This is a genomic window from Sphingobium sp. (assembly GCF_041987595.1).
Lineage (GTDB): Bacteria > Pseudomonadota > Alphaproteobacteria > Sphingomonadales > Sphingomonadaceae > Sphingobium.
In genome coordinates this window covers 93,607-119,567 of record NZ_JBHIWJ010000003.1, presented here as the reverse complement: position 1 = coordinate 119,567, position 25,961 = coordinate 93,607, and the positions used below count along the sequence as shown (strand labels likewise).

The 25,961-nt window shown below is 59.7% G+C and carries 24 protein-coding genes and 3 pseudogenes; 10 read left to right on the top strand and 17 right to left on the bottom strand.

Features of this window, described 5'->3' with window-relative positions; translation table 11 throughout:
- A partial coding sequence (locus ACFC3J_RS01795; protein ID WP_375194496.1) for a hypothetical protein occupies positions 1-713 on the bottom strand: 713 nt, incomplete at its 3' end.
- Positions 714-867: 154 nt separating this feature from the next.
- Here ACFC3J_RS01795 and ACFC3J_RS01790 point away from each other — a divergent pair.
- Positions 868-2,256 carry a glycosyltransferase gene (locus tag ACFC3J_RS01790; protein ID WP_375194495.1) on the top strand — a complete coding sequence of 463 codons (1,389 nt, stop codon included), beginning with the start codon at positions 868-870 and terminating at the stop codon, positions 2,254-2,256.
- Entirely contained in the window at positions 2,253-3,251 is a 999-nt protein-coding gene (locus tag ACFC3J_RS01785) for a WavE lipopolysaccharide synthesis family protein (RefSeq protein WP_375194494.1), read from the top strand. Before ACFC3J_RS01790 ends, ACFC3J_RS01785 begins: the two co-directional genes overlap by 4 nt.
- 213 nt (positions 3,252-3,464) lie before the next feature.
- Here the strand turns inward: ACFC3J_RS01785 and ACFC3J_RS01780 are convergent.
- Together ACFC3J_RS01780 and ACFC3J_RS01775 are read right to left on the bottom strand one after the other, a co-directional pair.
- Positions 3,465-3,750 (bottom strand): annotated as a pseudogene (locus ACFC3J_RS01780) (transposase); the annotation flags it as partial.
- Between the two features lie 32 nt (positions 3,751-3,782).
- Entirely contained in the window at positions 3,783-4,118 is a 336-nt protein-coding gene (locus ACFC3J_RS01775; protein WP_375194493.1) for a hypothetical protein, read from the bottom strand.
- 55 nt (positions 4,119-4,173) lie between these two features.
- Here ACFC3J_RS01775 and ACFC3J_RS01770 point away from each other — a divergent pair, with 55 nt between their 5' ends.
- Positions 4,174-4,533, top strand: a complete 360-nt coding sequence (locus ACFC3J_RS01770; RefSeq protein WP_375194492.1) for a transposase — start codon at positions 4,174-4,176, stop codon at positions 4,531-4,533.
- Here the strand turns inward: ACFC3J_RS01770 and ACFC3J_RS01765 are convergent.
- Positions 4,514-5,737, bottom strand: a complete 1,224-nt coding sequence (locus ACFC3J_RS01765) for an IS256 family transposase (RefSeq protein WP_375194491.1) — start codon at positions 5,735-5,737, stop codon at positions 4,514-4,516. The genes ACFC3J_RS01770 and ACFC3J_RS01765 overlap by 20 nt on opposite strands.
- Before the next feature lie 176 nt (positions 5,738-5,913).
- Between ACFC3J_RS01765 and ACFC3J_RS01760 the strand changes: the two are divergent.
- Positions 5,914-6,324: pseudogene (locus ACFC3J_RS01760) on the top strand (IS5 family transposase); the annotation flags it as partial.
- Here the strand turns inward: ACFC3J_RS01760 and ACFC3J_RS01755 are convergent.
- Positions 6,307-6,781, bottom strand: a pseudogene (locus ACFC3J_RS01755) (IS5 family transposase); the annotation flags it as partial. The pseudogenes ACFC3J_RS01760 and ACFC3J_RS01755 overlap by 18 nt on opposite strands.
- Positions 6,782-6,805: 24 nt before the next feature.
- Here ACFC3J_RS01755 and ACFC3J_RS01750 point away from each other — a divergent pair.
- Positions 6,806-7,420, top strand: coding sequence for a hypothetical protein (locus ACFC3J_RS01750; protein WP_375194490.1), 615 nt, complete (start codon positions 6,806-6,808; stop codon positions 7,418-7,420).
- 80 nt (positions 7,421-7,500) lie between these two features.
- The gene (gene hisN, locus ACFC3J_RS01745) at positions 7,501-8,283 is read left to right on the top strand and encodes a histidinol-phosphatase (RefSeq protein WP_375194489.1); all 783 of its coding nucleotides are present in this window, start codon (positions 7,501-7,503) and stop codon (positions 8,281-8,283) included.
- A 16-nt stretch (positions 8,284-8,299) separates the two neighbouring features.
- On the opposite strand, the gene ACFC3J_RS01740 is transcribed toward hisN, so the two are convergent.
- The 5 genes from ACFC3J_RS01740 to ACFC3J_RS01720 all read right to left on the bottom strand — a co-directional run bounded on the left by ACFC3J_RS01740 (position 8,300) and on the right by ACFC3J_RS01720 (position 12,283).
- Positions 8,300-8,974, bottom strand: a complete 675-nt coding sequence (locus tag ACFC3J_RS01740) for a hypothetical protein (protein WP_375194488.1) — start codon at positions 8,972-8,974, stop codon at positions 8,300-8,302.
- A 22-nt stretch (positions 8,975-8,996) separates the two neighbouring features.
- Entirely contained in the window at positions 8,997-10,526 is a 1,530-nt protein-coding gene (locus tag ACFC3J_RS01735) for a glycosyltransferase family 2 protein (protein ID WP_375194487.1), read from the bottom strand.
- 1 nt (position 10,527) lies between these two features.
- Complete coding sequence (locus tag ACFC3J_RS01730) at positions 10,528-11,154, bottom strand: HAD family hydrolase (protein WP_375194486.1); 627 nt, start codon at positions 11,152-11,154, stop codon at positions 10,528-10,530.
- Positions 11,154-11,816 carry a hypothetical protein gene (locus ACFC3J_RS01725; RefSeq protein ID WP_375194485.1) on the bottom strand — a complete coding sequence of 221 codons (663 nt, stop codon included), beginning with the start codon at positions 11,814-11,816 and terminating at the stop codon, positions 11,154-11,156. The genes ACFC3J_RS01730 and ACFC3J_RS01725 overlap by 1 nt, the downstream gene beginning before the upstream one ends.
- Positions 11,817-12,031: 215 nt before the next feature.
- On the bottom strand, positions 12,032-12,283 hold the full coding sequence (locus ACFC3J_RS01720) for a transposase (protein ID WP_375194484.1): 252 nt from the start codon (positions 12,281-12,283) through the stop codon (positions 12,032-12,034).
- A gap of 8 nt (positions 12,284-12,291) precedes the next feature.
- On the opposite strand from ACFC3J_RS01720, the gene ACFC3J_RS01715 reads away from it, so the two are divergent.
- Entirely contained in the window at positions 12,292-12,939 is a 648-nt protein-coding gene (locus ACFC3J_RS01715; RefSeq protein WP_375194483.1) for a nucleotidyl transferase AbiEii/AbiGii toxin family protein, read from the top strand.
- 232 nt (positions 12,940-13,171) lie between these two features.
- Here the strand turns inward: ACFC3J_RS01715 and ACFC3J_RS01710 are convergent, their stop codons facing one another.
- Genes ACFC3J_RS01710 through ACFC3J_RS01680 form a run of 7 tightly spaced genes read right to left on the bottom strand, consistent with a single transcriptional unit; the run spans position 13,172 to position 20,450 of the window.
- The gene (locus ACFC3J_RS01710) at positions 13,172-14,188 is read right to left on the bottom strand and encodes an NADP-dependent oxidoreductase (protein ID WP_375194482.1); all 1,017 of its coding nucleotides are present in this window, start codon (positions 14,186-14,188) and stop codon (positions 13,172-13,174) included.
- Positions 14,185-16,254, bottom strand: a complete 2,070-nt coding sequence (locus tag ACFC3J_RS01705; protein WP_375194481.1) for a 3-hydroxyacyl-CoA dehydrogenase NAD-binding domain-containing protein — start codon at positions 16,252-16,254, stop codon at positions 14,185-14,187. The genes ACFC3J_RS01710 and ACFC3J_RS01705 overlap by 4 nt, the downstream gene beginning before the upstream one ends.
- Position 16,255: 1 nt before the next feature.
- Positions 16,256-17,797, bottom strand: coding sequence for a class I adenylate-forming enzyme family protein (locus tag ACFC3J_RS01700; protein WP_375194480.1), 1,542 nt, complete (start codon positions 17,795-17,797; stop codon positions 16,256-16,258).
- Positions 17,775-18,569 (bottom strand): SDR family NAD(P)-dependent oxidoreductase, encoded by a 795-nt coding sequence (locus ACFC3J_RS01695; protein ID WP_375194479.1) that lies wholly within the window; start codon positions 18,567-18,569, stop codon positions 17,775-17,777. The genes ACFC3J_RS01700 and ACFC3J_RS01695 overlap by 23 nt, the downstream gene beginning before the upstream one ends.
- Positions 18,562-18,900 carry an EthD family reductase gene (locus ACFC3J_RS01690; RefSeq protein WP_375194478.1) on the bottom strand — a complete coding sequence of 113 codons (339 nt, stop codon included), beginning with the start codon at positions 18,898-18,900 and terminating at the stop codon, positions 18,562-18,564. Before ACFC3J_RS01690 ends, ACFC3J_RS01695 begins: the two co-directional genes overlap by 8 nt.
- Before the next feature lie 3 nt (positions 18,901-18,903).
- On the bottom strand, positions 18,904-19,701 hold the full coding sequence (locus ACFC3J_RS01685) for an enoyl-CoA hydratase/isomerase family protein (protein ID WP_375194477.1): 798 nt from the start codon (positions 19,699-19,701) through the stop codon (positions 18,904-18,906).
- A gap of 41 nt (positions 19,702-19,742) precedes the next feature.
- On the bottom strand, positions 19,743-20,450 hold the full coding sequence (locus tag ACFC3J_RS01680) for a carboxymuconolactone decarboxylase family protein (RefSeq protein WP_375194476.1): 708 nt from the start codon (positions 20,448-20,450) through the stop codon (positions 19,743-19,745).
- A 182-nt stretch (positions 20,451-20,632) separates the two neighbouring features.
- Between ACFC3J_RS01680 and ACFC3J_RS01675 the strand changes: the two genes are divergently transcribed.
- The 3 genes from ACFC3J_RS01675 to ACFC3J_RS01665 all read left to right on the top strand — a co-directional run bounded on the left by ACFC3J_RS01675 (position 20,633) and on the right by ACFC3J_RS01665 (position 25,905).
- Positions 20,633-21,871 carry an acyl-CoA dehydrogenase family protein gene (locus ACFC3J_RS01675; protein WP_375194475.1) on the top strand — a complete coding sequence of 413 codons (1,239 nt, stop codon included), beginning with the start codon at positions 20,633-20,635 and terminating at the stop codon, positions 21,869-21,871.
- On the top strand, positions 21,868-22,950 hold the full coding sequence (locus tag ACFC3J_RS01670) for a phosphotransferase family protein (RefSeq protein ID WP_375194474.1): 1,083 nt from the start codon (positions 21,868-21,870) through the stop codon (positions 22,948-22,950). Before ACFC3J_RS01675 ends, ACFC3J_RS01670 begins: the two co-directional genes overlap by 4 nt.
- A gap of 66 nt (positions 22,951-23,016) precedes the next feature.
- Complete coding sequence (locus tag ACFC3J_RS01665; protein ID WP_375194473.1) at positions 23,017-25,905, top strand: TonB-dependent receptor plug domain-containing protein; 2,889 nt, start codon at positions 23,017-23,019, stop codon at positions 25,903-25,905.
- Positions 25,906-25,961: the final 56 nt, after the last annotated feature.

Sequence of the window (25,961 nt, the reverse complement as noted above, 5' to 3'; positions counted from 1 at the left end):
CGCCGTTCGAGCGCAAGCGGCCCGCCCGCAATCTGCAACTCGACATTTGTTTCCACTTTGCTAACAAGGTTTGCCCATTTTATTTGAGGGCTACGCTTTTCCTGTGCACCCAGAAACCAAGCAACTACCTGATCTGCAAAGCGCATACCCGAAATGTTTTTGCGATGCTTCAGTTTGATGAAGGTATCAAATGTTTCAAGATCATATGTGGAAAAACCAAACCTGCATCCAGATTCTTCACTCGTCAATCTTATTTCAGCGAAGCGATGCATAGCTATTTGATTATGTTGTTCAGCATCACCACCAACCATTCCTTGACTTCCGCCAACGAATATAAAGGCATTTGGTATACTTGCTTCAGAACGTAACTTTGAGACAAGAGATTTCTGGAGGGAAACCTGGCTATCTACACTCTCAATTAACCGCAATGCTGCATCGTTACGCCCTACCTGAAGCAAAATTGCATCAGCGCCGCCAGCCGCCAATATGGCCTGGACCAAGACTGCTCGCTGAGGAAATCCGTTCGCCTCCCATTGAGCTAGGGTAGTTCCGCTCACGCCACCCCGTAAGAACCGGACTTCCTTGCCTAGCGCGCGATAAATGGCGGCGCCCGCAGTCTTGCCGAAGGCACCCATGCTTAGCTCGACAAAATTAATGCCGTCGGATGATGCGGTGATGGCTGCGTTATTCGCCGGGCCGTTATACCATGACAAATATTGTTCGGCGAGACGCAGCCGCCGGAAGTTCGCGCATGGGGCTCCTGCCTAAATCGGCACGACGGCGCGCAGTTAGGGCGAACCGCGTCAGCCATTTGTGGTTGCAGTGCGGAAACCCATGGCATAATTCCCCTCTCGTACTTTTCCGAAGGTGGCTGATTTGCAGATTCGAAATTCGTCGGGGGGCGAGATCGCTTCAGAAAACGACAATGATCACTGCGGCCTGTTGCGTATGCCATCCCAAGTGGAAAGCTATCTAATTGGGTTGGCGCAGAAAACATTCGGATACCATTATCTGAAGCCCGACGCAAAAACCCTGAGGCAGACCCTGAAGCCAGGGCAGAGAATCGCCGCCCGCTTTAACCGCCGCGGTACCGAGTTTCTTGGAGTTGCGAAGGGGACAGTCACCATCAACGGCGTTCCTGTCGCAGAGGGAGAGGTGATCCGCATCGATACCGGCGAGATCATCGAAATTACCAGCGAATATGAGTCCGAGATCGTCTCACACATAATCCCCTATCGAAAAGCGCTGGCCCATCTTTCTTACGCGCAACCCGTCCGGCCTGAAATACTTAAGATGGGGCAAAGCAAAAAGGTCAGTATCATTGTCATTGCGAAGGATATTGAGAATCATATCTGTCACGCGCTGATCTCTTGCCTAAACCAGACCTATCCTAACATCGAGGTGGTCGTAGTCGATGACGGTTCAAAGGATGGTACTGCTTCGCGTATCGAGAGCATGGCAAAGTTCGATTCACGTATCCATCTGCACAATGCGAATCTTGGCGCCAACGGGGCGCGCCGTGTCGGCCTTGAGCATGCCACAGGCGATTATTTCCTCATTATCGATGGCGACGATTGGTTGAACGACGATGCGGTCGAGCACATGCTTATGACTGCGCTCAATCTCAAGAGCGACCTCGTGCAGTTTGGATATGACCTCTATAACGACCTCAACCGCCACTTCTGGGGATGGACGTATCCGTCGCCGGAGCCAGAGGTGGAAGTGTTGATGCCGAAGCCTACCAAGGATGAAGACGCCAAGGAGTTAGCTAGCCTCAATCACACGATCTGGATGAACTTCTTTTCCGCCAATGTCCGCAATGCGGCACTCAAGGCAATGTGTAACCTCACGCTCTATGAGGATTTGCCATTTTCCCTGTCGTTGATGCAGCATGCCAAGAATCCGGCTTTCTGTAATCTGGCTCTCTATCACTATCGCCGCGAACGAGGCGGTCAGACTACCCAGACTTGGCACAACGTGTCAGCCGGGCACAAGCAAGCGTGCCTCAAGGCATCGGTCGACCATACGCTTGCTCAATTTGATAAAAATCAGGATTTCTATCACCTCGTGCTGCTCTATAAGATCGATCAGATAATTTCCCACGAACTCGGCATCTCTCACGGCATAGAGGCGCAGTCTTGGCGCAAGCTCATGACAGAACTGTTCGCGAAATTTCCGGCCAAACTTCATAGTCGGCTTATCGGGGGCGGTATCAAGCAACACTTCCGCAAGGCGCATCCGGGGGGACAGGCATGATCGACGGCAAAGATATCAGCGTCATCATGCAAGGGCCGGTCGATTGGACGCATGACCCTGTCAGCGGCCTCGGCATCACCTTTGCTCTGTATCAAAACGTTCGTAAGTTGCTTCCCGACGCAGAGGTGATCCTTTCCACGTGGGCAAATCAGAAGATTGACGACTTTGGCTTCGACAAGATCGTCCAGAGCAAGGATCCCGGCCCGCAAGGAACCTGGCCTAGTTTTGTGCCGAACAACGTGAACCGACAGATTGTCAGCACCGTTGCCGGATTGAAAGCTGCGACGCGGAAATATGCCCTGAAAATCCGAACCGATATGGTGTTGCAGGGCGTCGAGTTCATCGAAGCTTTTGAGAAAGCCAAACCGCTAAAGGCGGACAAGCGCAATATCTTTTCGCGCCCGATCATCACGAACAACCTGTCGTCCCGCAATACGTCGGAGATCTTGGAACGGCTTCCAAATCATCCGTTGCCGTTCCATCCGTCTGACCATGCGAGCTTCGGGTTGCGGGAAGATATCTTGGCACTGTGGGATATCCCGCTGCAAAGTGATGATGAGGCTTATCACTTTCTCGATCGTTCACAGCCGAACCGTTTTCGCCTTGCTGACCTGTCAAAGCTTGCGCCAGAACAATATGTCATGACCAATGCGGTAGCGAAGAAAGTGCCGGTTGATATTCGGCACTATGCCGATATGCGCAAGGAAGTCATTACACTTAGCGAGTTCTATTTCTCTACACACATCATCTCAATGCCGGACCGGCTATTCCCGATCCATTTCCCAAAATACCACACTGACCATCACTTCTCGTTCGAGTGGATGCGCCGCAATCCAGATGAAAAGCTGTTGCATGAGAAGGATCAGGGCGGGGTGCCCGCTAGCGGGCAGCCTGAACTCAAGAAGAAGCCGCCGATGTTCATACGTGCCGTCACCTATCCGTTTCGCAAGCCTCAGAAGTTCAAGGAACGGGTGACGCGCTTCTTTGCTTCTTGAAGATCATTTCGGGGCTGCTGATCACCAAGCTGTTCGCTTTCGCCCAGCGACGAGTGCGCGCAGTGGCGGCGCAGCCCCGCCCCCCCGTTTCCGACGTAGCTATCATGCTGATCCAGAACCGTTTTTCTGGCCAACGCCATCGGCATTATCTGCGGCTTCTGCTCCGCCGAGAGATCGACCGCAGGCGACGCAGTTCTCGGAGGCACATTCGGACTAGGTCGTAGACTCATAAGCGCGGAGCCACAGTCTCATCGAGGCGAGTCGGATCATCGCGAGGAAGTTCTCGGCGAGTTTGTCGTAACGGGTGGCGATGCGCCGGAAGCTTGAGCTTGCTGAAGAACCGCTCGACCAGATTGCGCTCGCGATAGAGCCGCTCGCTGAAGCATGGTTTCCATTTGCGATTGGATTTGGCCGGGGTGTTGGGCACCCCGCCCTGGCCCTCGATGAGGTCGCGGATGCCATCGGCATCATAGGCTTTGTCCGCGAGCACGATGGTTCGCGGATCGAGACGGTCTAGGCGGCGTGGACAAATCAGCGATGCTTGGCGAACAGGTCTCGCTGCGCATGATTGACCGAGCCGCTATCCCAATCAACCTCACGCTTTGACGGCGGGATGTGGGCTCGCCGATCCTCATTGTCGTAAAACAGGGTGCCGTGAATGCCGAGCGCATCGCGCTTCAGGATCGGGCGGTCCCAGAGCGGCGCCAACACGGCCCCGGCAGCGTCTTCCCCAAGGCGGTCGATCAAATCTTCGATCAGTTCTATGTCGCGCCCATCCGGGAAGATCGCTTCGAACTCTTCCGCAGTCGCCTGGAACAGGCTGAAAGTAGCATTCACCGCGCCGTCAATGATCTGGATGTTCTTCATACGGGCGTTTTGGCAGCGGATAGGGCCATCGGCAACCGAACCTGATTGACGTGGGGTGAAAGCATTGATTCAAGGCTGCCTTTTGGAGGCGGGTTTGAGCCGGGGTGATCTCACCGAAGCGGAATGGCGTATTCTGAAGGGCTTGCTCCCCATCGAGCCAGAGAACCGTGGCCGAGGCAGACGACCCGAACAGAACCGCTCAATCATCAACGGCATTTTGTGGCGGCTCCGCTGTGGCGCTCCGTGGCGCGACGTGCCGCCCAAATATGGCAACTGGAACACAATCTATCGGCGGTTCAGAAGATGGAGCGAAGCCGGGGTCTGGGAAACCGTTGCCGTGACGTTGGCCGAGGTGGGACTGTCAGGAATTTCATGTGCGGCGAGGCGGTTGACCATCAGGCCGTCATGGCCCTGATGAAACGTTCGCCGAAGAGCACGGCAAATTGCGCCTTCGCCATGTTCCACTCACGCGGCGGCATTTTCCACTCTTTTTCCGATCGGTTCAAGATCAGATAGAGGAGCTTGGTGGCGGCCTCATCATTGGGGAAATGCCCCCGGGCACGAACAGCGCGGCGGAGCTTGGAATTGAGGGCCTCTATCGAATTTGTCGTATAGACGATCCGTCTGACCTCGTCGGGAAAGGCGAAAAATGGGATGACCTCGGGCCATGCCCGGCGCCAGCTCTGGCCGATGGCGGGATAACGCTGTCCCCAGAAGCTGGCTTCGAACGCTGTCAGGGCTTCTTCGGCGGCCGCAGCATTAACGGCCCGATAGATGGCCTTCAAGGCCGTTCCGAGCGCCTTGCGATCTTTCCACGCCACGAAATCCATCGAGTTGCGCAGCAGATGGACAATACAGGTTTGGACCATGGCTTCGGGGAAGACAGCGGTGATGGCGTCGGGGAAGCCCTTGAGGCCGTCGACGACAGCCAGCATGATATCCTCAACGCCGCGGTTGCGCAGTTCGTTCATGACGCGCAGCCAGAATTTGGCGCCTTCATTCTGCTCCAGCCACAACCCCAGGACCACCTTGGTGCCGTCGGCCATGACGCCCAGAGCAATATGAATCGCCTTGTTGCGGACCATCCCCTCGTCGCGGATCTTGACCCGGATCGCATCGAAGAAAACCAGCGGATAAGCTGGGTCCAGGGGACGTTGCTGCCAGGCTGCGACTTCCTCCAGCACCGCGTCCGTGATCGTGCTGATCAGATCGGGCGAGGCGTCGATCCCATACAGGTCGCGCAGATGCCCGGTGATCTCCCGCGTGCTCATGCCGCGCGCATACATTGAGATGATCTTGTCATCGAAGCCGGGGAAGCGTCGCTGATATTTGGCGATCAGCTGCGGATCAAAACTACCCGCTCGATCGCGCGGCACCTCGATCTCGATCCTTCCCCCGTCGGTCGTCACCGTCTTGCGGCCATAGCCGTTCCGGCTGTTGTTCCCTTGCTCCTCCTGGCCAAGATGGTGATCCATCTCCGCGTTGAGTGCCCGTTCGGCAAAAGCCTTCTTCAGGGTATCGAGCAGGCCGCCCTGGCCGAGCGCCGCCGCCGCGTCAGTGCCGGCCAGCAGCTGGTCGAGAATGTCGTTCGGTATCGAGGGTTCTTTCCGTCGTGACATATTGGGTCTCCTTGTTGCCCATTATGCCTCGCCGCACACGAAATTCCTGACAGTCCCGCCGAGGTCATGGCAGACAGCGGCCACTACAGCATCGATAGCACCGCCGTTCGCGCCCATGTGTCGGCAGCGGGCGGAAAAGGGGGACTCATCGACGCGCTCTTGGCCGCTCGCGGGGCGGGTTCACCAGTAAACTTCACTGCCTGGCTGATGCCCTCGGGCGACCACTCGTCTTCCATCTGACAGTCGGTGAGGCGGCAGACTGCAAAGCCTATGACGCCCTGATCGGCCTGCCCGAGCGAACGCCGGATGCTCTGCTTGCTGACAAGGGCTACGATGCCGACGCAATCCGCGCGGACCTTGCCGAACGGAAGATCGAGGCCGTCATTCCCGGCCGCTCAAACCGGCGCGTGAAAATCGAGCATGATCGAACGCTCTACAAGCAGCGCAACTGCATCGAGCGCATGTTCGGCCACCTCAAGATCAACCGCGCCATCGCCACCCGCTACGACCAGCTTGCCAACAGCTTCCTCGGAATGGTTCACATCGCCACGACCAGATATTGGCTCAAATTTGTCCACGCCGCCTAGCAGGCGATACGCAGCGGGGCCATCATGCGCCTGCCCGGCAGTCAGGTTGAGCCGGATCGGGAGCCCTTGCGCGTCGACGACCGCGTGGATTTTGGTCGTGAGCCCGCCCCGTGAGCGACCGAGACAATGATCTCGATCCCCCTTTTTGCCGTCGCGGCCTGCTGATGGGCGCGAACAGCGGTGCTGTCGATCATCTGGATCTCGCCGTCATGGGCGGTGGTGATGGCGTCCATCATTCGATCCCACACACCTGCTTTTCGCCATCGCGCGAAGCGTAGCAGGTCGTGCGCGGGCCATAACGATCGGGCAGGTCACGCCGCGGCGCACCGGATCGCAGCACCCAGAAGATGCCGTTCAGCACACGTCGGTCATCTACGCGGGGCACGCCTCGCGGCTTGTTGGGCAGCAGCGGCTCGATCACGCGCCATTCGAAGTCAGTCAGGTCATATCGGCTCATGCCGGTGCTGAATCAGTGTTCCGCTTGCGGGTAAAGCCTGGACTTGCCAAAGGCCGTGTCAGCCGGCAGCTTCAGCGCAGGGACCCTACTGCCTTCGTCGCGCGAATATGCGACCACTATGTCGATCAATTTCGCGCCTTCGCCGAACAGCAACGGGCAAGCTGCACTCGTGGGGCGTCCGAGGTAAAGATACAGCTAAGCGAGCAGAGTGAGTTGTTCGATAGGCTCTATTGCGTCGACTTCATCAAGAACGACGGCGCCCAAGAGATCGTAGAGCTTCAACCAGAGAACATTCTCACCTTCGAGCCGATCGTCGGCACATTCAGTAAAGCCTCTTTATCGATCGAGCATCTCCGGTGGGACGATGTGTTGATCCGCCATGATGTTGACGCCATCCCTTGCGATCCCCTGTCCCACTGGTTCCAGCTTTGGTTCGACCCCGAGGATGAACGTCACGATCCCAACGCCGAGTTGTCAGGGATCATCCATTCGATGCTCCTCCAGGCCCATTGCGTCAGCATCGATTTCGGTAGCGCCAGCCCAGATGCCTTTTGGGACATCCTCCAACTGCTCGAAGATGCGGAAGCATCACGGATCGAGGTTAGCAGCTCCCGAGCCGAGGCACCGACCGGAAATTAATGGGTTCACGACCTAGCAGGATGGGTCAATGCGCCTTAAAAATGGCGATAGTCCATTTGAATAGGTAAAGAATTCCGCGAATGTTGCGACATCCTGACAGCCATTTTCTACACAAATTGGCCGATGCAGCAGACGCGCAAACCCTGCCGCGGTTCAAATCCAGCTTTGTGGTTGACTGCAAGAATGATCCGAGGGGCGGCTTCGATCCAGTTACGGAAGCGGATCGCGCTGCTGAGGCAGCGATGAGAGACATTATCGCGCGCGATTTTCCTGAGCATGCGATTTTGGGTGAGGAATTTGGCGAGACCGGGAAAAGTGATGCGCAATGGGTCCTGGATCCCATAGATGGAACGCGCGCTTTTCTTTGTGGCATGCCAATGTGGGGCACGCTGATCGGCTTTATAGAACGTGGCCGCGCGATATCCGGCATGCTCAGCCAGCCATTCACGGGCGAACGCTTTTGGGCGGATGAAACAGGTGCATGGTCGGGTACAAAGGCCAAGCCCATGTCGTTAGCCACGAGCAAGGTCGATGACCTGTCTATGGCGATACTCCATACGACTTCGCCGGAGTATTTTGACGATACAAGCCGAGACGGCTTTACCCGGTTATCCAAATCCGTTCGGATGACTCGCTACGGGGGCGAATGCTACGCGACCGCCATGGTTGCAGCAGGCCACATTCATCTTAATTTCGAACCTGTGTTAGAATCCTATGACGTGGTGGCCTTGATCCCGATTGTCGAACGCGCTGGTGGCCTGATCACACGACTGGATGGCGGCCGTCCGGAAGTAGGGGGGGCCATATTAGCTTCGGCCAATGAGGCTCTTCACTATGCAGCCCTAGAACTGCTGAATTTTTAAACCGCCACCGACGGCATTAGATTTTTATGTCTATTACGTTATTCACATCGAACGTTCGAACATCGTGACCAGCGAAGATCACACCATTGAATAACGGGCATATGAAATAAATATCGCGATATGTCTGTTCATGCCGGTTGCGGATAGCGTGACTAACCGCCATCGAATAAACTGATGCATCCCGAAAAAAATATGTGCCTGCCGATGCGTTAGAAGAGATTATGCTCTTCTCTGCTGTTCTTATTGCTTTCCCATCAGTACCCAACTCAACGTAGCTGTAGATCGGATTATCAGCCCAAAATACGGGAACCATGCCTCCAAGATTGGGATCGACAGCGAAGATGCTTTCAGGCTCGCACGCCTCATCGTAAAGGATATCGGCAAGGTCGACACAAAGAAGTTTGGTGGGGTCGCAGACGGCTACCCCGGCAATAGCTGAAAACGCCGCCCCGGCAGTCGGATGGGAAAGGTACACTACACGAGCACCGGGGAACCATTTGAGCAAGCTGCGGGCAGAAAATGCTCGGCTGCATTCCGTATCTTTGAGCACAAAGATCAAGTCAGAGGCTGAAACTTCCCCGCGCCGCCACCATGAACGCGATGTCAGCGCGCGTACCAGCAGTGGCATGCCGTCAATGGTTATTTCAGCCTTCGTAAAGCCATCAGGACGCTCAAAGTCGGGACCGGCCAAGGGGACGACTATTTCCATGAGATCAAGCTGGCGCGTGCATTGATCGAGCGTTATCGCCCACAGTTCGCGTCAAATAGCTATCCAGATCCTCTGGTGTGCCCAATCCGGACATTGCCGCCGAAGGCACTTCGTAGACACCGATTTTAGCACCATTCTTGATCAAGTAGTTATAAACCGGGCAGGTATAGAACTCATTATTGACGCGATCATTATGAGCAATCATATCAACAGCGGCTCTGACAAATTCCGTTCCGTTCATGAACAGATAAATGCCGACAGTCGCCAAATCAGATATAGCCTTTTTTTCGGCCACTTCTGTCACATGGCCGTTTTCATCGAGCGCTGCGAATGACCATTTCGGATTGCGTTCAATATCCCGAAAAACAAGAATTGAACCATCAAGGCCCCGCTTACGGGCATCGTCAACAAAATCCTGACAGTCAAACTCAACCAACTGGTCCGAGTTCGCCACCAGCAGCGGCGCCGCCGTGTCAAAGTGCTTTCGCGCCAAAAGTAACGTACACGCTGTCCCTTCGGTAAGCTGGACTACTGGCACAATGGTAAGATCAACATCTCTTCCACCGCTAATGGTTCCGGCATATTGCGCCAGATGGTCTTCGCGGAGGAGCAACGTGAATTTAGCGTTCCGTACAGCGACATTTTCGATCACATGGGCGAGCATCGGCTTGCCAACCACATCAATGAAGGGCTTTGGCGCGGTATAGCCGGCCTTGGCAAAGCGTGAGCCTTCGCCAGCGGCAGGGATCACAACATTGACCATATTTGCTCCCCCCTCATCCCTGGCCTTGGCGGCAACGCCTTCAACTTGCAGCTCTTGCTCAAAGGCCTGAATACGAGCAGGCAGGAAGAAGCTATGCATTTTCGAATTGTCGCGCATCGGGATAGCAGCCACCCGCTTCCCTGCCAGCACTAGCTGGTTCAGCACTGGTGCGATGAAAAACTGCTCATCCACGCTATCATTGACGCGAATTGTTTCCAGCGCAGCAGCGATAAAGTCAGCGCCTCTAGCGAACCAATATACGCCGGCTATTGCTTGACGTGAAATTACCCGCTTCTCGGCAGCTTCAACGACCTCGGTGCCGCTCGTCTTCACATAAGACCAACGTGGATGGGTAGCATCGAAAGTCAGCACCCCTGCGTCTGCGCCCAGTTCCTCGAAGCGAGAAATCAGATCATGGAATTCCCCGTCAATAACCTGGTCGTAATTCGCAATTACTAGCGGCTCGTCTGGAGCGATATGCTCAATAGCCATAAGGCAACTGCACAAAGCGCCTGCCGTCCGAGCTGAGAGCTTTACAACCTCAGCATTATCTCCTGCCAAGAGGCGCAAGACATGTTCATATGAGTATTTGACGGCTTCGTCTTGCATAGTGACGAAGATAAACTTGCCCTTACCTTCCAATGCTTGCAGATTTTCAACCGCCCAGGCGATCATCGGCCGATTGGCAATTTCAATAAGCGGCTTTGGGAAGGGGAACTCCTCACTTGAAAAATAAGGCGTGGCACCAGCGACGGGGACAAGAATATTCACATTAATTTCCTTGAATGCTGGTTATAGCTGCGTTGATCCTGTCGAACGTAACATCTTCCGTTGTTCCGACGCGCATGACATGCCCGCCGCTGGCTTGCGCGGCCTGGAATCCATGATCATTATCTTCAACAATCAAGCATTCGTGGGGAGCCAAATCAAGGCGGCGCATAGCCTCCAAATAAATATCCGGGGCTGGCTTCGCCTTTTCAACATCCTCATTAGAAAGTTGAAAATCCAAATAGTGATCCAGCTTAGACAATTTCATCATCAATGAGACGGTAGCCCTAATCGAGTTGGAGCATACTGCAATCTTATACCCGTCCGCCTTTAATTTGCTAAGCGCGTATTGATGATGAAATGTAGGACGACAGCGCGAATAAACCAGCGTTTCAGTAAAACTTTGCTTCATTTCGTTAATAAAGCCATGAAGCCGGGCCGGCAATCCGTGAGTTATCCCAAGAATTTCCAATTTTCTTTTCGTTGGAAGCCCGTCGAAAGTGGCGAGGTGCGCATGACGATCTATCGGCATCCCAAACAAATCCAGGGCTTGATTCAGAGCCTCATAATGCCAATCTTTAGCTTCGATGAGAACACCGTCCATATCGAATAGTATTGCTTTAATTGTCATCACAAATCCTTGAAAAATTCCGCAGCTTCCCGTGGAAAATCTGTACATAGCATCAAGTTACTATTCAATATATCTGCGCCAAAATCGGATTTCTTAATCCAATCTTTTAAAATTTTCCAAAACCTTTGATAAATTTCGCGCTTGTGGAGTTCCGGAGAGACAATGGCTACCTTTTGCCCCTTTCTCACCCGCTCCATGATCGCATCAGGATCAACCCACGCATTTACAAAACAGTCCATCCACACGCCTTGGGACTGCATTTCAAGCGGCGGCAAGGGTTCATATTCACTATGTCTGGTAAAAACCTGCAATCCCTTGCCGAGATATTGAATAGTATCTGGAACAGACATATCAAATACGAACGCGTTTTGGCGCATGCCCGCAAAAGCGTCCAACTCCTCGATCAAGGCCGCGGTAAGACCGTCTGCCTTGACGTTTAGAGCCAACGGGCCCGGCCTTCCAGCAGTATCATAGTCAGCAAGCATGACGGACAGCGGAAGCGAATCCGGAGTAGCCATGTCATGGCTAATCACCAATCGCCCATCGAAATCACGAATGTCGGTTTCAACTCCGAAACCCAATTCGAACGCTGCCTTTAGAGCGGACCGACTGTTGCGCTCATCCAGCGCAGTCCATAAGCCACGATGCGCAAGAAAGAGCATTGAAACCCTTCACAAATTCGAATTTCAGTTACCTAACGTGTCAACCGCCCCCTTCTCAGATCACGATCGGAACGGCGGTGCGGAGGCATATACGCAAGTTCCGGTGGCGGCAAGAACATAGTCTGCACCACCTGCTCGCTCACCTCAGGTGAAGATTTGATCCGTAAATTGAAAGCGTCCAAGTCACAGGCCTAGGCGGCGTGGACAAATTTGAGTCAATATCTGGCGGTGGCGATATGAACCATTCCGAGGAAGCTGTGGGGCAGTTGGTCGAAGCGGGTAGCGATGGCGCGATTGATCTTGAGATGGCCGAACATGCGCTCGATGCAGTTGCGCTGCTTGTAGAGCGTTCGGTCATGTTCGATCTTCAAGCGACGGTTTGACCGGCCAGGAATGACGGCCTCGATATTCCGTTTTGCAAGGTCGGCACGGATCGCGTCGGCATCGTAGCCCTTATCGGCGAGCAAAGCGTCGGGTGCGCGCTCAGGCAAATCGATCAGCGCATCATACGCCTTACAGCGACGACGGACTCGCCTTCGATATCGAAGCACTCGCGGCGACGGTCATCCGAGAGGAAATGGAATATGGCGGCGTCCGTTTGAAGACTGCGGCCTACCGCGAAAAGACGCGCATCCCCGTCACAATCGACATCGGCTTCGGAAACGTCATGGCCGACGCGACGCAGCGGCTCGACTATCCAACCTTGCTGGATCTTCCCGTTCCGCGGGTACGTTCCTATCCACCTGCAACGGTGATCGCCGAGAAATTCCAGGCGATGGTGACGCTCGGCGTCCTCAACGGACGTATGAAGGACTATTACGATCTATGGGCGATCCCGCGCGCAATCGACATTTCTGGTGACGATCTGGACGCAGCCATCCGTGCGACGTTCGAGCGCCGTGGAACGCCGATCCCGAATGAACGTCCCCCAGGCCTGTCGGTCGAGATGGTCGGTGACGAAGGGAAGCAACGGCAGTGGCGTGCCTATGCAGCATCGCTCGGACTCGACAATGTCTCGTTGGAATCGATCATCGACGCGGTTTGGGAACTGGTAAGCCCGTCGTGTGCGCGGATCGTTGAAAAAATCGGGGATAAAGGATGGCGTAGGCCAATCCTCCCGTGAAGCATCACTATATCCCGTAGTTCCTGCTCGCTCATCGGGCGGTGAACCTCGGCAAGCTCTGACGCTTGGTGCCAACAAAGAATTCGGTGCTCAGAGCGGCGGTCAAAACGCGAAACTGGGCTTTCGGCTCGGCTGAAGGAACTTGCCGACATACTTGTGAAAGCCTTCCCTCGGCATCGCCCGATGCGCCCGAGGAAGCGTGGACTCTCACTACTTACGATGCATCAGTCATTCATATCCGGACGATCAGCGTTCCGGCATTGCGCCCGTTGAAAATGTCGACGAAGGCATCGGGGATGCGCTCGAACCCGTCCCGCACATCATAGCGATTGCGCAGCCGCCCTTCAGCTTCCCACCGCCGTATCGATGCGATTGCGGACGCATAGTCGTCGGCATAGTCCCCGACGACAAAGCCCTGCATCCGGATCCGTCCGTAGACCAGCTTCATCATATCCCTGGGGCCAGCGGCCGGGCTATTTGAATCATAGGCGGCCAGCTGACCGCAAAGCACGATGCGGCCATGGGGCGCCATCCGGTCGACCGCTGCCTGCAATATGTCCCCGCCGACATTGTCGAAAAAGATGTTGATGCCGTCGGGACTAGCGTCCCTCAAAGCCGCCGGAAGGTCTGCCGAGCGATAGTCGATCGCGACTTCCGCCCCGACCTCGTCTTCCAGCCCACGACATTTGTCCGGACCGCCCGCCACCGCAATGACCCGGCAGCCCGCGATGCGGGCCATCTGGCACACCATCGCGCCGACCGATCCCGCCGCACCGGACACGAGCACGGTCATGCCGGACTTAATCTCCCCCACCGCGAAGAGACCGAAATAGGCGGTCAGGCTATTGGGCGAGTAAAGCGTCATCGCGTCGACCGGGTCGATGTCCTCCTCAATAGCCTTGACGGGCACGGCCGCCGCATCCGGCCGCAGAACCGCATAGTCCTGCCATGGCGCGACTGCCGTCAACCATTGCCCCACCGCGAAATGCGCGTGACGAGACGCCAGCACTTCGACCGCCGCCATGCCCCGGATCGGATCACCGATGCCGATCGCGCCGCGATAGCTGCGTTCGGGTGGGTTCAGCCAGTTGCGGATCGTCGGCGCGCAGGAGATGATCCGCGTACGGACGAGAATGTCGCCTTCCTGCAGCGTGGGCGGATCGAACGCCTCCTCGCGATAGGCGAAGTCGCTGGCCCGCACCGCGCCTTCAGGCCTGCGCGCGAGCAGCCAGGCGCGGTTGAGGGTCACGACCTGTCGCCAAACCGCCGCCCCGCCTCGGCCAGCCGCACGAGCAGCGGCGCAGGGCGGAAGCTTTCGCCATGCACCGCTTCAAACCGGCGCATGTCCGCGACGATCCTCTCCAGCCCGACCTGATCTGCCCAGAAGAGCGGCCCGCCGCGATAGACTGGCCAGTTATAGCCAAGCACGGCCGCTATATCGATGTCGGAGGCGCGCAGCGCTATGCCTTCATCCAGTATCTTCGCGCCCTCGTTGACGACCGGATAGAGCAGCCGCGCGAGCAGCGCGTCGTCGCCCGACGTGGGGGCATGCGCAATGCCGTGGGCCGCGGCGACCTCCTTGATCAGGCCGTCTGTCACGTGCGAAGGACGCGAACGCCGCTTCTCGTCATAATCATAATAGCCCGCGCCGCGCTTCTGGCCCAGCCGACCGGCGGCGACCAGATCGCCCATCACGGTTCGCTCCGTCGCGTTCCGGCCGATGACGTCCAGGCCGACCAGATCCATCATCTGGAAATGGCCCATGGCAAAACCATAATCGACGAGCACGCGGTCGATCTCCGCGATCGGCGTGCCTTCCAGCATCATCGCTTCGGCCTGCCCGCCGCGAGGCGCCAGCAGCCGGTTGGCGATGAAGCCGTCGCATACGCCGCTCAACACCGCCACCTTGCCGATCCGCTTGGCGAGCCGCATAGCCGTGGCGACCACGGGCTTTGCCGTTGCCGCCCCGCGCACCACCTCCAGCAGGCGCATGACATTGGCCGGCGAAAAGAAATGAAGGCCGACGACCCATTCGGGCCGGCTGGTCGCCGCCGCGATGCGATTGAGGTCGAGGAAGGAGGTATTGGACGCCAGGATCGCTCCCTTTCTGGCAATCCGGTCAAGCCTGGCGAATATGTCCGTCTTGACGTCCATGCTCTCATAGACGGCTTCGATGATGAGATCGGCCTCGGCAAGCGCTGCGAGGTCGAGGCTGGGCGAGATGAGGCCCATCCGCTGCTCCATCTGCGCCGCCGTCATCCGCCCCTTGGCAGCCGTCGCCTCATAGTTGCGGCGGATGGTGGCGATACCGCGATCCAGCGCTTCCTGGCTGGTCTCCACCAGCGTGACGGGGATGCCGGCATTCAGGAAGTTCATCGTGATGCCGCCGCCCATCGTGCCCGCGCCGATGACGCCGACCGACCGGATGTCGATCACGGATATGTCAGGACCAATGTCTGGAACGCGGGCCGCCTCGCGTTCTGCAAAGAAGACATGGCGCTGGGCGGCCGATTCGGGACTGGCGACCAGCCGCTCGAACAGGGCGGTTTCCTTTGCCAGCCCTTCCTCGAAGGGGAGGGTCACTGCTGCCTCGACGGCCTCGATGATGGCGGCGGGCGCGGCGAACCCCTTGAACCGGCGCGCGTTCGCAGCGGCGAAGGCGGTGAACAGTTCCGGGCGATTCCGATCGCCCTCGAGTGTGTCGGCCCGGTCGCGTATCCGCGGCTTCGCACCGCCATCGGCCACGATCCGGCGCGCGAAGGCCAGCGCCTCTGCCTGCAAGGCCGCATCGTCGACCACGGCATCGACCAGCCCGAGCGAAAGGGCTTCGGCAGCCTTGATCTGTCGCCCCGAAGTGATGATCTCGAGCGCAGCTTCCGCGCCTACGGCCCGGGGCACGCGCTGGGTGCCGCCCGCGCCGGGAAGCAGGCCCAGGTGGACCTCCGGCAGGCCGACCTTCGCGCTCTGCGCCGCCACCCGATAGTGGCAGGCGAGCGCCAGTTCGAACCCGCCGCCCAGCGCCGTGCCATGAATGGCGGCGATGATGGGCTTGGGCGCGTCGTCCAGCATGGCGCACAGGTCGGGCAAGGATGGCGGCTGCCAGGGTTGGCCGAATTCGGTGATGTCCGCGCCGGCAATGAAGGTCCGTCCCGCGCAGAGCAAGACGATGGCGCCAACCGCCTCGTCGTCAAATGCCGTTTCAAGTTCGGCCTGCAGCCCTTGACGAAGGGACGCGGACAGCGCGTTTACCGGCGGATTGTCGAGCGTGATCAGAGCGACGCCGTCGGTGACGACGCTGGTTGCGGTCTGCTTCATGTCATGCATCCTGTCTGTTGGGCGGCGCCGCGCGTCTGCGGGCGACTTCGTCCACGGCGATGGCGGCCATCGCCTTCTTGTCGAGCTTGCCGGTGGCGGTGACGGCCATCGCCTCCACCAGCACCAGATGTTCGGGCCATTTCTTGCGGGACAGGCCCTGCTGAGAGAGATGGTCGAGCAGGGCGGGCAGGCCGATGCTCGCGTCGTCCGTTCGCAGACGACATACGGCGCAGGCCTGCTCACCCAGCTTGCGTTCGGGCACCGCGACCACCGCCACCTCCGCAACGGCGGGATGGCGCAGCAGGGCCGCCTCCACCTCGGCCGGGTCGATGTTGAAGCCGCCGCGAATGATCTGGTCCTTGATGCGGCCGACCACGCGGACGAAGCCCTCGTCATCCCGGATGATCTCGTCGCCAGTCAGGTAGAAGCCGTCGGGCGTCATGCGCTCCTGCCCCGCGCCCATGCCCTGCGCATAGCCCAGGAACAGCGAAGGTCCCCGCACGCCTGCCTGACCCCGGCTGCCGCGCGGCAGAGGGCGCAATTCGCCGTCGAAGGCCTCCTCCTGCGTGCCGGGAAACGGCATGCCGTCGAAGAGCTGGCGGCGTTCCAGCGAATGGGCGGGATTGGTGGAGGCATGGCCCATGCATTCGGACATGCCGAACATGCGCAGCGCCTTGAGGCCGAGCAGCCGATCGGCGTCCTCTATCAGTTCCGGCGTCATCGCGCTGCCGCCGACTGCCATTGCGCGCAGCGGCAGGCGACCGGTCCATTCGCCAAGCCGGGCGGCCTCCACCATCGTGAAAAGATGCGTCGGCACCGCGATCGCCCAGCCGCAGCCATAGCGTTCGGCCCGCCGCAGCGCCTCGGCGGGCACCCATGGATCGACCAGCACCAGGGGATGCCCCAATGACAGCGCGAAATGCGCCGTGAAAGTGAAGCCGGGCGCGCTATCGAGCGGGACGATGCCCAGAATCGCGTCGTCCGGTTGCAAACCCGCAATGGCCGCGCAGGCACGGGTCGCATAGTTCAGGGCTTCGGGTCCATGCATCACGCCCTTGGGGACGCCTGTGCTGCCTGAGGTGAAGCCGATGAGCGCGGTGTCGCGATCGCGCGGATCGGCCGACCGGTCGCCGGCGACGGCGGTCACCTCCGGCAAGGCGCTGCCGGCGCCACTCACTTTGGCGGCATGACCAAGCACGGATTCAAGCAGAGCGAGGTCGCCTGCTCCAAGCTTTGGCGATATCGGGCAGAAGGTCGCCTGCAGCGATGATATGGCAAGCGCCGTGGCGATCGTCGCGGGGCTTTTGTGCGCAGTGACGAGGACGCGGTCACCCGGCACGACACCCGCCACCTTCAGCAAGCCCGCGATCTCGCCCGCCTGCACGCGCAACTCTTCCCGGCTCCAGAGCCGGTCGGCGCAATCCGCCAGGGCAAGGGCGTCAGGCTCGGCCTCGGCAAGGCGGGCGAACTGCGGCCAGAGCCGCTCGGCATTCCATTCGAACGTCGGATGGCTTTGCTCTTCAGGCAAGGGATTGCCCTCCATCGACCAGAAAGGTCTGACCGGTGATGAAACTGCCCGCGTCTGACGCCAGCAAGGCCAGCGTGCCTGCCACTTCGTCCGGGCGACCGAAGCGGCGCATCAATATGCCCGCCCGCGTCTTTTCCTGAATGGCGGGATCGAGCGTTTCGGTCATCCCCGTCTCGATCGATCCGGGCGCGATGGCATTGACGCGGATATTGTGCCCCGCCCACTGCGCGGCGAGATCGCTGGTCAGGTGAACGATCGCCGCCTTGCTGGTGGTATAGGGAACGACTTGTCCGGCGTCCGGCTGGTAGGACAGGAATGCGCCCACCGACGCGATGTTGACGATGACGCCGCCGCCCGCCGCGATCATATGGCGCGCGGCGTGGCGGCAGGCGAGGAAGGTGCCGGTCACATTGACATCCATCACCTTTTGCCAGCCTTTGAGCGGGATGTCCTGCGGCAGGCCCCACCAGGAGGCGCCTGCATTGTTGATGAGGATGTCAAGCCCGCCGAGCCGATCGACCGTTCCAGCGATCGCCGCCTCCACCGATGCCTCGTCGGCGATGTTGCAGGAAAGGCCGACGGCCGGAACCCCGAACCGCTCGGCTATGCCGGCCGCAAGATCGGCGCAGTCGGCCTCGGTGCGGGACGCAAGGGCGACGGCGCAGCCCAGGTCCGCCAGCGTCGCGGCCATGACCTCGGCCAGCGCGCCGCGTCCGCCGGTTATGAGCGCGCGCTTGCCGTCCAGACGGAATTGCGCGGCGGTGAAACCGGGGTTCCAGTCAGCCATGTTTGTCTCCGGCAAGCAGATCGACCTCATCGGTGATGAGAATGATGCGCCGACCGCCCATGCCCTTTGTCTGGGCGGTCGCCGCCTTCCATTCGGGCGAGGCGAAGGCGGCGTCGAGCGCCGCCTGATCGGCGAAGGTCAGCACGGCGTGGCCGTCCCAGCCCGGCGCTTCCGGATTGTCATAATCCTTCGTCACCGCGCCGTGCCGATAGGCCCGAAGGCCCGGCAGCACCCTGGCGGCGTCGGCATGCGGCCCACGCCACCAGGTGGTGAACTGCTCGTGCGTCCAGTCCTGCGGCCGGCTGGCCAGGACGACCATGCTGACCGCCATGGCTTACTTGCCCGTCCAGACCGGCTGGCGCTTCTCGAGGAACGCCGCGACGCCTTCCTTCGCATCGGCGGAGTGATGCACCACGTTGCAGGTCATCGTCTCCAACGTGATGAGCGAGTTGGTGTCGGCATCCATGCCGCGGTTGACCGCCATCTTGGTCATCCACATGCAGAAGGGACTCTTGTCGATCAGCGGTGCGCAGAAATCCTGGATCAACTGCTCCAACTGGTCGCTGGGCGCCGAGGCATTGCACAGGCCCCATTCGACGCATTCCTTGCCGGACAAGAGCTTGCCGGTCAGCATCAGCTCCTTCGACTTGCGCATGCCGATGTAGCGCGGCAGACGATAGATCGGGCCGGCGCCGCCGAACAAAGCGCGGCGGATGTGGAAATCGCCGATCTTGGCGTCATCGGCGGCAATGCCGAAGTCGCAGGAGATGAAGAGCTCGAACCCGCCGGCGACGGCATAGCCCTCGACGCAGGCGATGGTCGGCTTCTTCATATTGTAGATCTTGTCATAGGTGCGCGCCGAGTCGATCGCGAGCTGAAGCGAGGTGCTGGTTTCATGCAGCACCGGACCCACGAGCTGCCCGAGGTCCGCACCGGCGCAGAAGGTGTTCCCGCGACCGCGGAAAACGACCGCCAGCACCGAATCGTCCTCGGCAGCCTTGTCGACCGCCGCTTCCAGATCGCGCAGAAGCTGGGGGCTCACGCAATTCTTCACATGGGGACGGTTGAGCCAGATCGTGCAGATGCCGTTGTCGGCCACTTCATATTGGATGACGTCCTTTTCCGGTTCCATGTAACTCTCTCCTTGGCAAAGATGTGAAAAAATTGGTCGTTTCAGCGGGCGATGCCGCCTTCTTCGGGCGGGGCAAGCATGCCGCCCACCGCCATCCAGGCGGCGATCCCCGCCGATGGAACGGCGCAGAGCACCGCTTCGGCAATTTCCTCGTCGGTGGCGCCGGCATTGCGCGCACCGCGCACATGGGTCGCGGCCATGGGGCTGTATCCGGCCGCCAATATGGCGAGCAGAAGCAGTTCGCCATATTTGGCTGATAACGGGTTGGCGTCGATGCTGCCCCGCCGCATGAGGTAGTAGGCGTCCGCCGCTTCGGGCACGAGACGCATCAGCGCGCCGAGCGGCGCCGGAATGCTTCCCGCCCAATAGGCCCGAAAATTGGCCTCCGCCTCTCCCTCCGCCGCCGTGGGCAGGGGTTGTGGGTCCGGCGCCTGGACGTCGCCGAAACTCTCATCGATGATCTGCGCGAAATCGAGCGCCGCAGCCTCGCCGCGGAGGCTGGACAACACGATGAGACCTGCGGTCGCCTCCTTGGAGGTCAGGCCAAGCGTCACGCCGCGTTCCAGCTCTCGGCGCGCAAGGGGCAGATGGCGGCGATCGACGGCAGCCACCGCTGCGAACAGCGCTTTCAGACGAGCGGGCACCGCACCGTCCGACTCGATCACCGATCGGAAAATGTCATATCCCGCAAGCGTATACGGCGCACAGCCCCGCAGCAGGGCGACTTCCATGATTGGGCTATTCGTCATCGCTTGCTCTCCTGCGATCCAGATGATCGACCGACTGGTCGGGCGTCAACCAAAAATTTCTCCCCTGACCAATTTGACAGCCGACCAGTCGGTCGACTATTTATCACTCGACCGATCGGTCGGGTGAGTATTAGAACAGGTGCAGGCCGGCTCGAATCCGGCGGCGTAATTGGAGCGGATGCGTGGATTTCGAACAGTCGGCCAAATCCAGGGAATGGATGGAGCGCGTACGGGCGTTTATGGAGGAGCACATCGTTCCTGCCGTTCCCGTCTATCACCGGCAGTCCGCCGCGATCGATCGCTGGACCGAGATTCCGCCAGTGTTCGACGAACTCAAGGACAGGGCGCGCGAAGCGGGACTTTGGAACATTTTCATGCCGCCATCTGAGCATGACGACGAGTTTTTCACCAGCGTAGGCCTCACCAACGTCGAATATGCGCCGATCGCCGAGCTGATGGGCCGGATTTCCTTTGCCAGCGAGGTGTTCAACTGCATGGCGCCCGACACCGGCAATTTCGAGGTGCTGCATCGCTATGGCACGGCCGAGCAGAAGCAGCGCTTCATGGTGCCGCTGCGTGACGGGAAGACCCGGTCCGCCTTCCTGATGACCGAACCGGCCGTCGCCTCCTCCGATGCGCGCAACATCCAGACCGACATTCGCCGCGACGGCAGTGATTATGTCATCAACGGCCGGAAATGGTGGTCGTCGGGCGCTGGCCATCCGCGTTGCGACTTCTTCATCGTCATGGGCAAGACCGACCCGGACGCCGCGCCCTACCGGCAGCAATCGATGATCCTGGTGCCGCGCGACACGCCCGGCGTGACGCTTGTGCGGCATCTGCCCGTCTTTGGTTACGATCACGCTCCGCACGGGCATTTCGAGGTGGCGCTGGAGAATGTCCGCGTGCCGGCGGAGAATATGTTGCTCGGCGAAGGCTGCGGCTTCGAGATCGCGCAGGGGCGGCTCGGGCCGGGGCGCATCCACCACACGATGCGCAACATCGCGACGATGGAAGTCGCGCTGGAGAAGATGTGCCGCCGCCTCCTTTCCCGCCGGACCTTCGGCAAAGTCATCGCCGAACATTCGGTCTGGGAGGAGCGGATTGCCCGCGCCCGCTGCGAGATCGAGATGGCGCGCCTGCTGTGCCTGAAGGCCGCGCATATGATGGACACGGTCGGCAACAAGGCCGCCCGCGCCGAAATCGCGATGATCAAGATCGCCGCCCCCAAAATGGCGCAGCAGATCGTCGACGACGCCATCCAGGCGCATGGCGGCGGCGGCGTCAGCGACGATTTCGGCCTGGCCGAACTTTGGGCGAATACGCGCATCGTGCGGCTGACGGATGGTCCCGACGAGGTCCATGAACGCCAGCTTGCCCGGATGGAGCTTGCCAAATATGCGGAAGGCGCAGCGTCGTGAGCGCCGCGCAGCCTGCCGCGACGATCGGCTCGACGGTCGATGTTGCCCTCAACAGTGCATTCGACGAAACCCGTCTTGCCGCTTATCTGGCGGGACGGATCGCCGATTTTTCCGGACCCATGCGTGTCCAGCGGTTCGAGGGCGGACAGTCCAATCCGACCTTCCTTCTGTCGACGCAGGACCAAAGCTATGTCCTGCGGCGCAAGCCCGCGGGCATATTGCTGAAATCTGCCCATGCGGTGGATCGCGAATATCGCATCACCATGGCGCTCCACGAAGCCGGGCTGCCCGTTGCCGAGCCGCTGCTGCTTTGCGAGGATGAGGATGTCATCGGCAGTATCTTCTATGTGATGCGCTACGTTCCGGGACGCAGCTTCTGGGACCCGCGCATGCCGGGCCTCGATCCGGCGGAGCGCGCCGCGATCTATGATTCCGCCAATGAAACGCTTGCCCGTCTGCATCTGGTCGACTTCGCGGCGCTCGGGCTCGCCGACTATGGCAAGCCGGGCAATTATTTTGCGCGGCAGATTTCGCGCTGGTCACGGCAATATGATGCCTCGCGCACCCGCGACATCCCTGAGATGGACCGGCTGGTAGACTGGTTGCCCGGCGCGATCCCACCCACCGAAGAACGCACCACCATCATCCATGGCGACTATTCCTTCCATAACCTGCTGGTCCATCCGACCGAGCCGCGCGTTTCCGCCGTTATAGACTGGGAGTTGTCGACCCTGGGCGATCCGCTCGGCGACCTCACCTATCATATGATGGAGTGGTTCAGGCCGGAGGGCGTCGATGTGCGCGGAACCCTGCGCGGCGCCGATCTTGCCGCGCTCGGCATTCCCACGGCCGAAGATTATGCCCGGCGCTATTGCGAGCGGACCGGCCTTCGCGGTGATCCGACGCACCCCTTCTATCGCGCCTTCAACCTGTTCCGGGTCGCCGCCATTCTGCAGGGCATCGCCGGCCGGGCGCGCGACGGCGTGCAGACCGCAAGCAATGCCGGCGACATCGTCACGCGGATCGAACCACTCGCCAGGGCCGCCTGGCTGGCAGCGCAGGAGGCCGGCGCAATCTGATCTTCTGACAGGATGAAACGAGATTTCAGGGCGAAAGACAAAATGGCCCTAATCAGAGGGAGAGAGATGATGACAAGGTTCAAGATTGGCCGATTGGCGCTCCTTTCGGGATGCGCGTTTGCCGGGATCATCGTGCCGGCCCATGCGCAGACAACGGCGACGGCGGCGACCGAACCGCAGTCGGCTGAGGATGCCGGCGCGCCTTCCACGCAAGACATCATCGTCACCGGAACACGCGTCGTGCGCGACGGCTACAATCAGCCGACACCGGTCACCGTCGCGCCCACCACGGAACTGGAGAAGGCGACGCCAACCAACCTCGCCGATGCGATCAACAAGCTGCCGCAGTTCGCCAACTCCGTGAGCCCACAGTCCAACAGCCAGTTGCAGGGTAATAGCGGCGAGCATGGCAATCTGCTCAACCTGCGCGGCGTCGGCCCGACGCGGGCGCTGATCCTCCTCGATGGCATCCGCGTGCCGCCCACGACCTTCCGCGGCGCGGTGGACGTCAACACTATCCCCCAGCTGCTGATCCAGCGGGTGGATGTCGTGACCGGCGGCGCATCGGCCGTCTACGGCTCCGACGCCGTCAGCGGCGCGGTCAACTTCGTCCTCGACAAGAAGTTCGAGGGCGTGAAGGGCGTCGCGCAGCGCGGCGTATCGACCCGGGGCGACCTCGGCAACTATCGCATCGGCATTGCGGGGGGCCTGAGCTTCGCAGGCGATCGCGGTCATATCCTTGCGTCAATCGAGCGCTTTCACAGCGATGGCATCAAGCGCAGTGCGCGCATTTACGGTGACGACGCTTATGCGGCCGTGGGCTCGGTCCCCGGATCGACCGCTGCGCCGGGTCGCGCGGCAAACCCGTTCATCTTCCTGCCAAACCTGCGGTTCACGACGAACGACTATAATAACGGCATCATCCTGACGAGCACCGTGCCCTCGCTTGCCAACAACATCTTTCTGCCCGGCGGCGCGGTACGCCCGATACAGCGCGGCACGCCGACCGGGACACCGGGCACCAACGTAGGCGGCGACGGCCTCTACATTCCCGGCTTCAACCAGTTGATCGCGCCGCTGACGACGACCCAGGGTTTTGGCCGGCTGGCCTACGATCTGACCGACGGGCTGACGGCGCATGTCCAGGGCAGCTACTCGCGCAGCGTCACCAGCTACGATACGCAGGCCCAGTCCGTGCTCGGCTTCCGCTTTTTCAGCGGCAACGCCTTCCTGAACCCGGCGGTCCAGGCGCAAATGGGACCGAATGACAGCTTCACCGTCTTCCGCTTCATCGCCGAGCAGGGACCGATCCCGACGCGGGAAGCAACCAATGCCTATCTCATCAACGGCGGCCTTGAGTGGAACCTTGGCGGATGGAACATCGCCGCCGACTACACCCATGGCAAGTCCGTCACCAAATTCGCCCAGACGCAGGTCGAGATTCCCAAGCTCGCAGCGGCACTGGACGCGGTTCGCGCGCCCAACGGCTCGATCGTCTGCCGCGTCACGCTGACCAACCCCGGCCTCTATCCGGGATGCACGCCGCTCAATGTCTTTGGCGCGGGAACGCCCACCACCGCCGATCTGCAAACCGTCCTAGGCGTATCCCGCTACCGCGCCATGAACTCGACCGACGATTTCGTCCTGTCGGCGCGCGGAGACCTTTTCGAGCTTCCGGCGGGCCCGGTCACCGTCGCCATTGGCGGGCAATATCGCAGGCAGAAGCTGGACCTGACGTCCAATTCCGATCCTGCGGTGCCCGTGGACTTTACCGGACTGCGGGGCATTCCGGCCAATCGCATGACCCGCTTCAACAACACCAATGTCGGCTCGGCCTTCGGCAAGCTGAACGTGAAGGAGGTATTTGCAGAAGCGCAGGTTCCGATATTCAAGGGCCAGCCCTTCTTTGAGGAACTGAGCCTCAACGGCGCTTTCCGCCTCACCGACTACAGCACAAGCGGAAGCGTCAAGACCTGGAAGGTGGGCGCGGTCTACAAGCCGATCCAGGATGTGATGTTCCGCGTCACGCGCTCGCACGACATTCGCGCACCTTCGCTGTTCGAACTGTTTGCAGGCATTCAGACCGCACCGGTGAACTTCAACGATCCTCATACGGGCCAGCCGGGCTCGATCCGTCAATTCAGCGGCGGCAATCCCGACCTCGATCCCGAAACGGGCGACACGTTCGCCGCGGGTGTGGTCCTCAGCCCCAGTTTCCTGCCCGGATTTGACGTTTCGGTCGATTATTACGACCTCAAGATCAAGGGCGCCATCGCCACCCAAGGGCTGAACGATGTCGTCAACGAGTGCGAAACGTCGAACGGCACGTCGCCGACCTGCGCTCTTATCGAAAGGCCACTGCCGTTCAGCGATCGCTCACCCGCCAACTATCCGATTTCGGTAAGCCTCATTACGCAGAATATCAGCTTCCTGAGGACCAGCGGTCTCGACATCACCATGTCGTACCGGACCAAGCTGGGCGATGGCGAACTCACGCTGCGCGCTTTCGCCAACTATCTCGATCGCTACAAGACGCAGACCAATTCCATCGCGCCGGTGATCGATTATGCCGGCCATGGCGTCAACAGCCAGACGGGCTATGCCTATCCCAAGTTCAGGGGCACGCTCAGCGCCAATTACACCAATGGGGGCCTGACCCTGTTCGTGCAGGAATCGATGATCGGCAAGGTGACCATCGGCAACCTCAAGAACGATCCGACGTCCTTTTATGATGTCCCGGCGATCAAGCCGGTATTCTATACCGACGCCACGGCATCCTATAAGTTCGACGTGCGCGGGGAGCCGGAGCTGTTCGTGACAGCCACCAACCTGTTCGACCGCAAGCCGCCGCTGGTCGCCGCAGCCGCCGCGCCGGGGCTTCTCTATCCGACCCTGTTCACGCTCTACAACGTCGCAGGGCGCACGCTCACGGCAGGGGTTCGTTTCAAGTTCTGATGGATTGCCAAGCGGACTGCCCGCAGGGAAGTTCGATAGTCCGCGGAGGCTCGCTC

Excerpts from the sequence above, each read along its gene's own strand:
- ACFC3J_RS01785 (WP_375194494.1), top strand. The coding sequence starts at position 2,253 with ATGATCGACGGCAAAGATATCAGCGTCATCATGCAAGGGCCGGTCGAT.
- ACFC3J_RS01775 (WP_375194493.1), bottom strand. The coding sequence starts at position 4,118 with ATGAAGAACATCCAGATCATTGACGGCGCGGTGAATGCTACTTTCAGC.
- ACFC3J_RS01680 (WP_375194476.1), bottom strand. The coding sequence starts at position 20,450 with ATGACGAATAGCCCAATCATGGAAGTCGCCCTGCTGCGGGGCTGTGCG.
- ACFC3J_RS01705 (WP_375194481.1), bottom strand. The coding sequence starts at position 16,254 with ATGAAGCAGACCGCAACCAGCGTCGTCACCGACGGCGTCGCTCTGATC.
- ACFC3J_RS01725 (WP_375194485.1), bottom strand. The coding sequence starts at position 11,816 with ATGCTCTTTCTTGCGCATCGTGGCTTATGGACTGCGCTGGATGAGCGC.
- ACFC3J_RS01730 (WP_375194486.1), bottom strand. The coding sequence starts at position 11,154 with ATGACAATTAAAGCAATACTATTCGATATGGACGGTGTTCTCATCGAA.
- ACFC3J_RS01765 (WP_375194491.1), bottom strand. The coding sequence starts at position 5,737 with ATGTCACGACGGAAAGAACCCTCGATACCGAACGACATTCTCGACCAG.
- ACFC3J_RS01695 (WP_375194479.1), bottom strand. The coding sequence starts at position 18,569 with ATGGCTGACTGGAACCCCGGTTTCACCGCCGCGCAATTCCGTCTGGAC.
- ACFC3J_RS01700 (WP_375194480.1), bottom strand. The coding sequence starts at position 17,797 with ATGGAGGGCAATCCCTTGCCTGAAGAGCAAAGCCATCCGACGTTCGAA.
- ACFC3J_RS01665 (WP_375194473.1), top strand. The coding sequence starts at position 23,017 with ATGATGACAAGGTTCAAGATTGGCCGATTGGCGCTCCTTTCGGGATGC.
- ACFC3J_RS01690 (WP_375194478.1), bottom strand. The coding sequence starts at position 18,900 with ATGGCGGTCAGCATGGTCGTCCTGGCCAGCCGGCCGCAGGACTGGACG.
- hisN (WP_375194489.1), top strand. The coding sequence starts at position 7,501 with ATGTTGCGACATCCTGACAGCCATTTTCTACACAAATTGGCCGATGCA.
- ACFC3J_RS01685 (WP_375194477.1), bottom strand. The coding sequence starts at position 19,701 with ATGGAACCGGAAAAGGACGTCATCCAATATGAAGTGGCCGACAACGGC.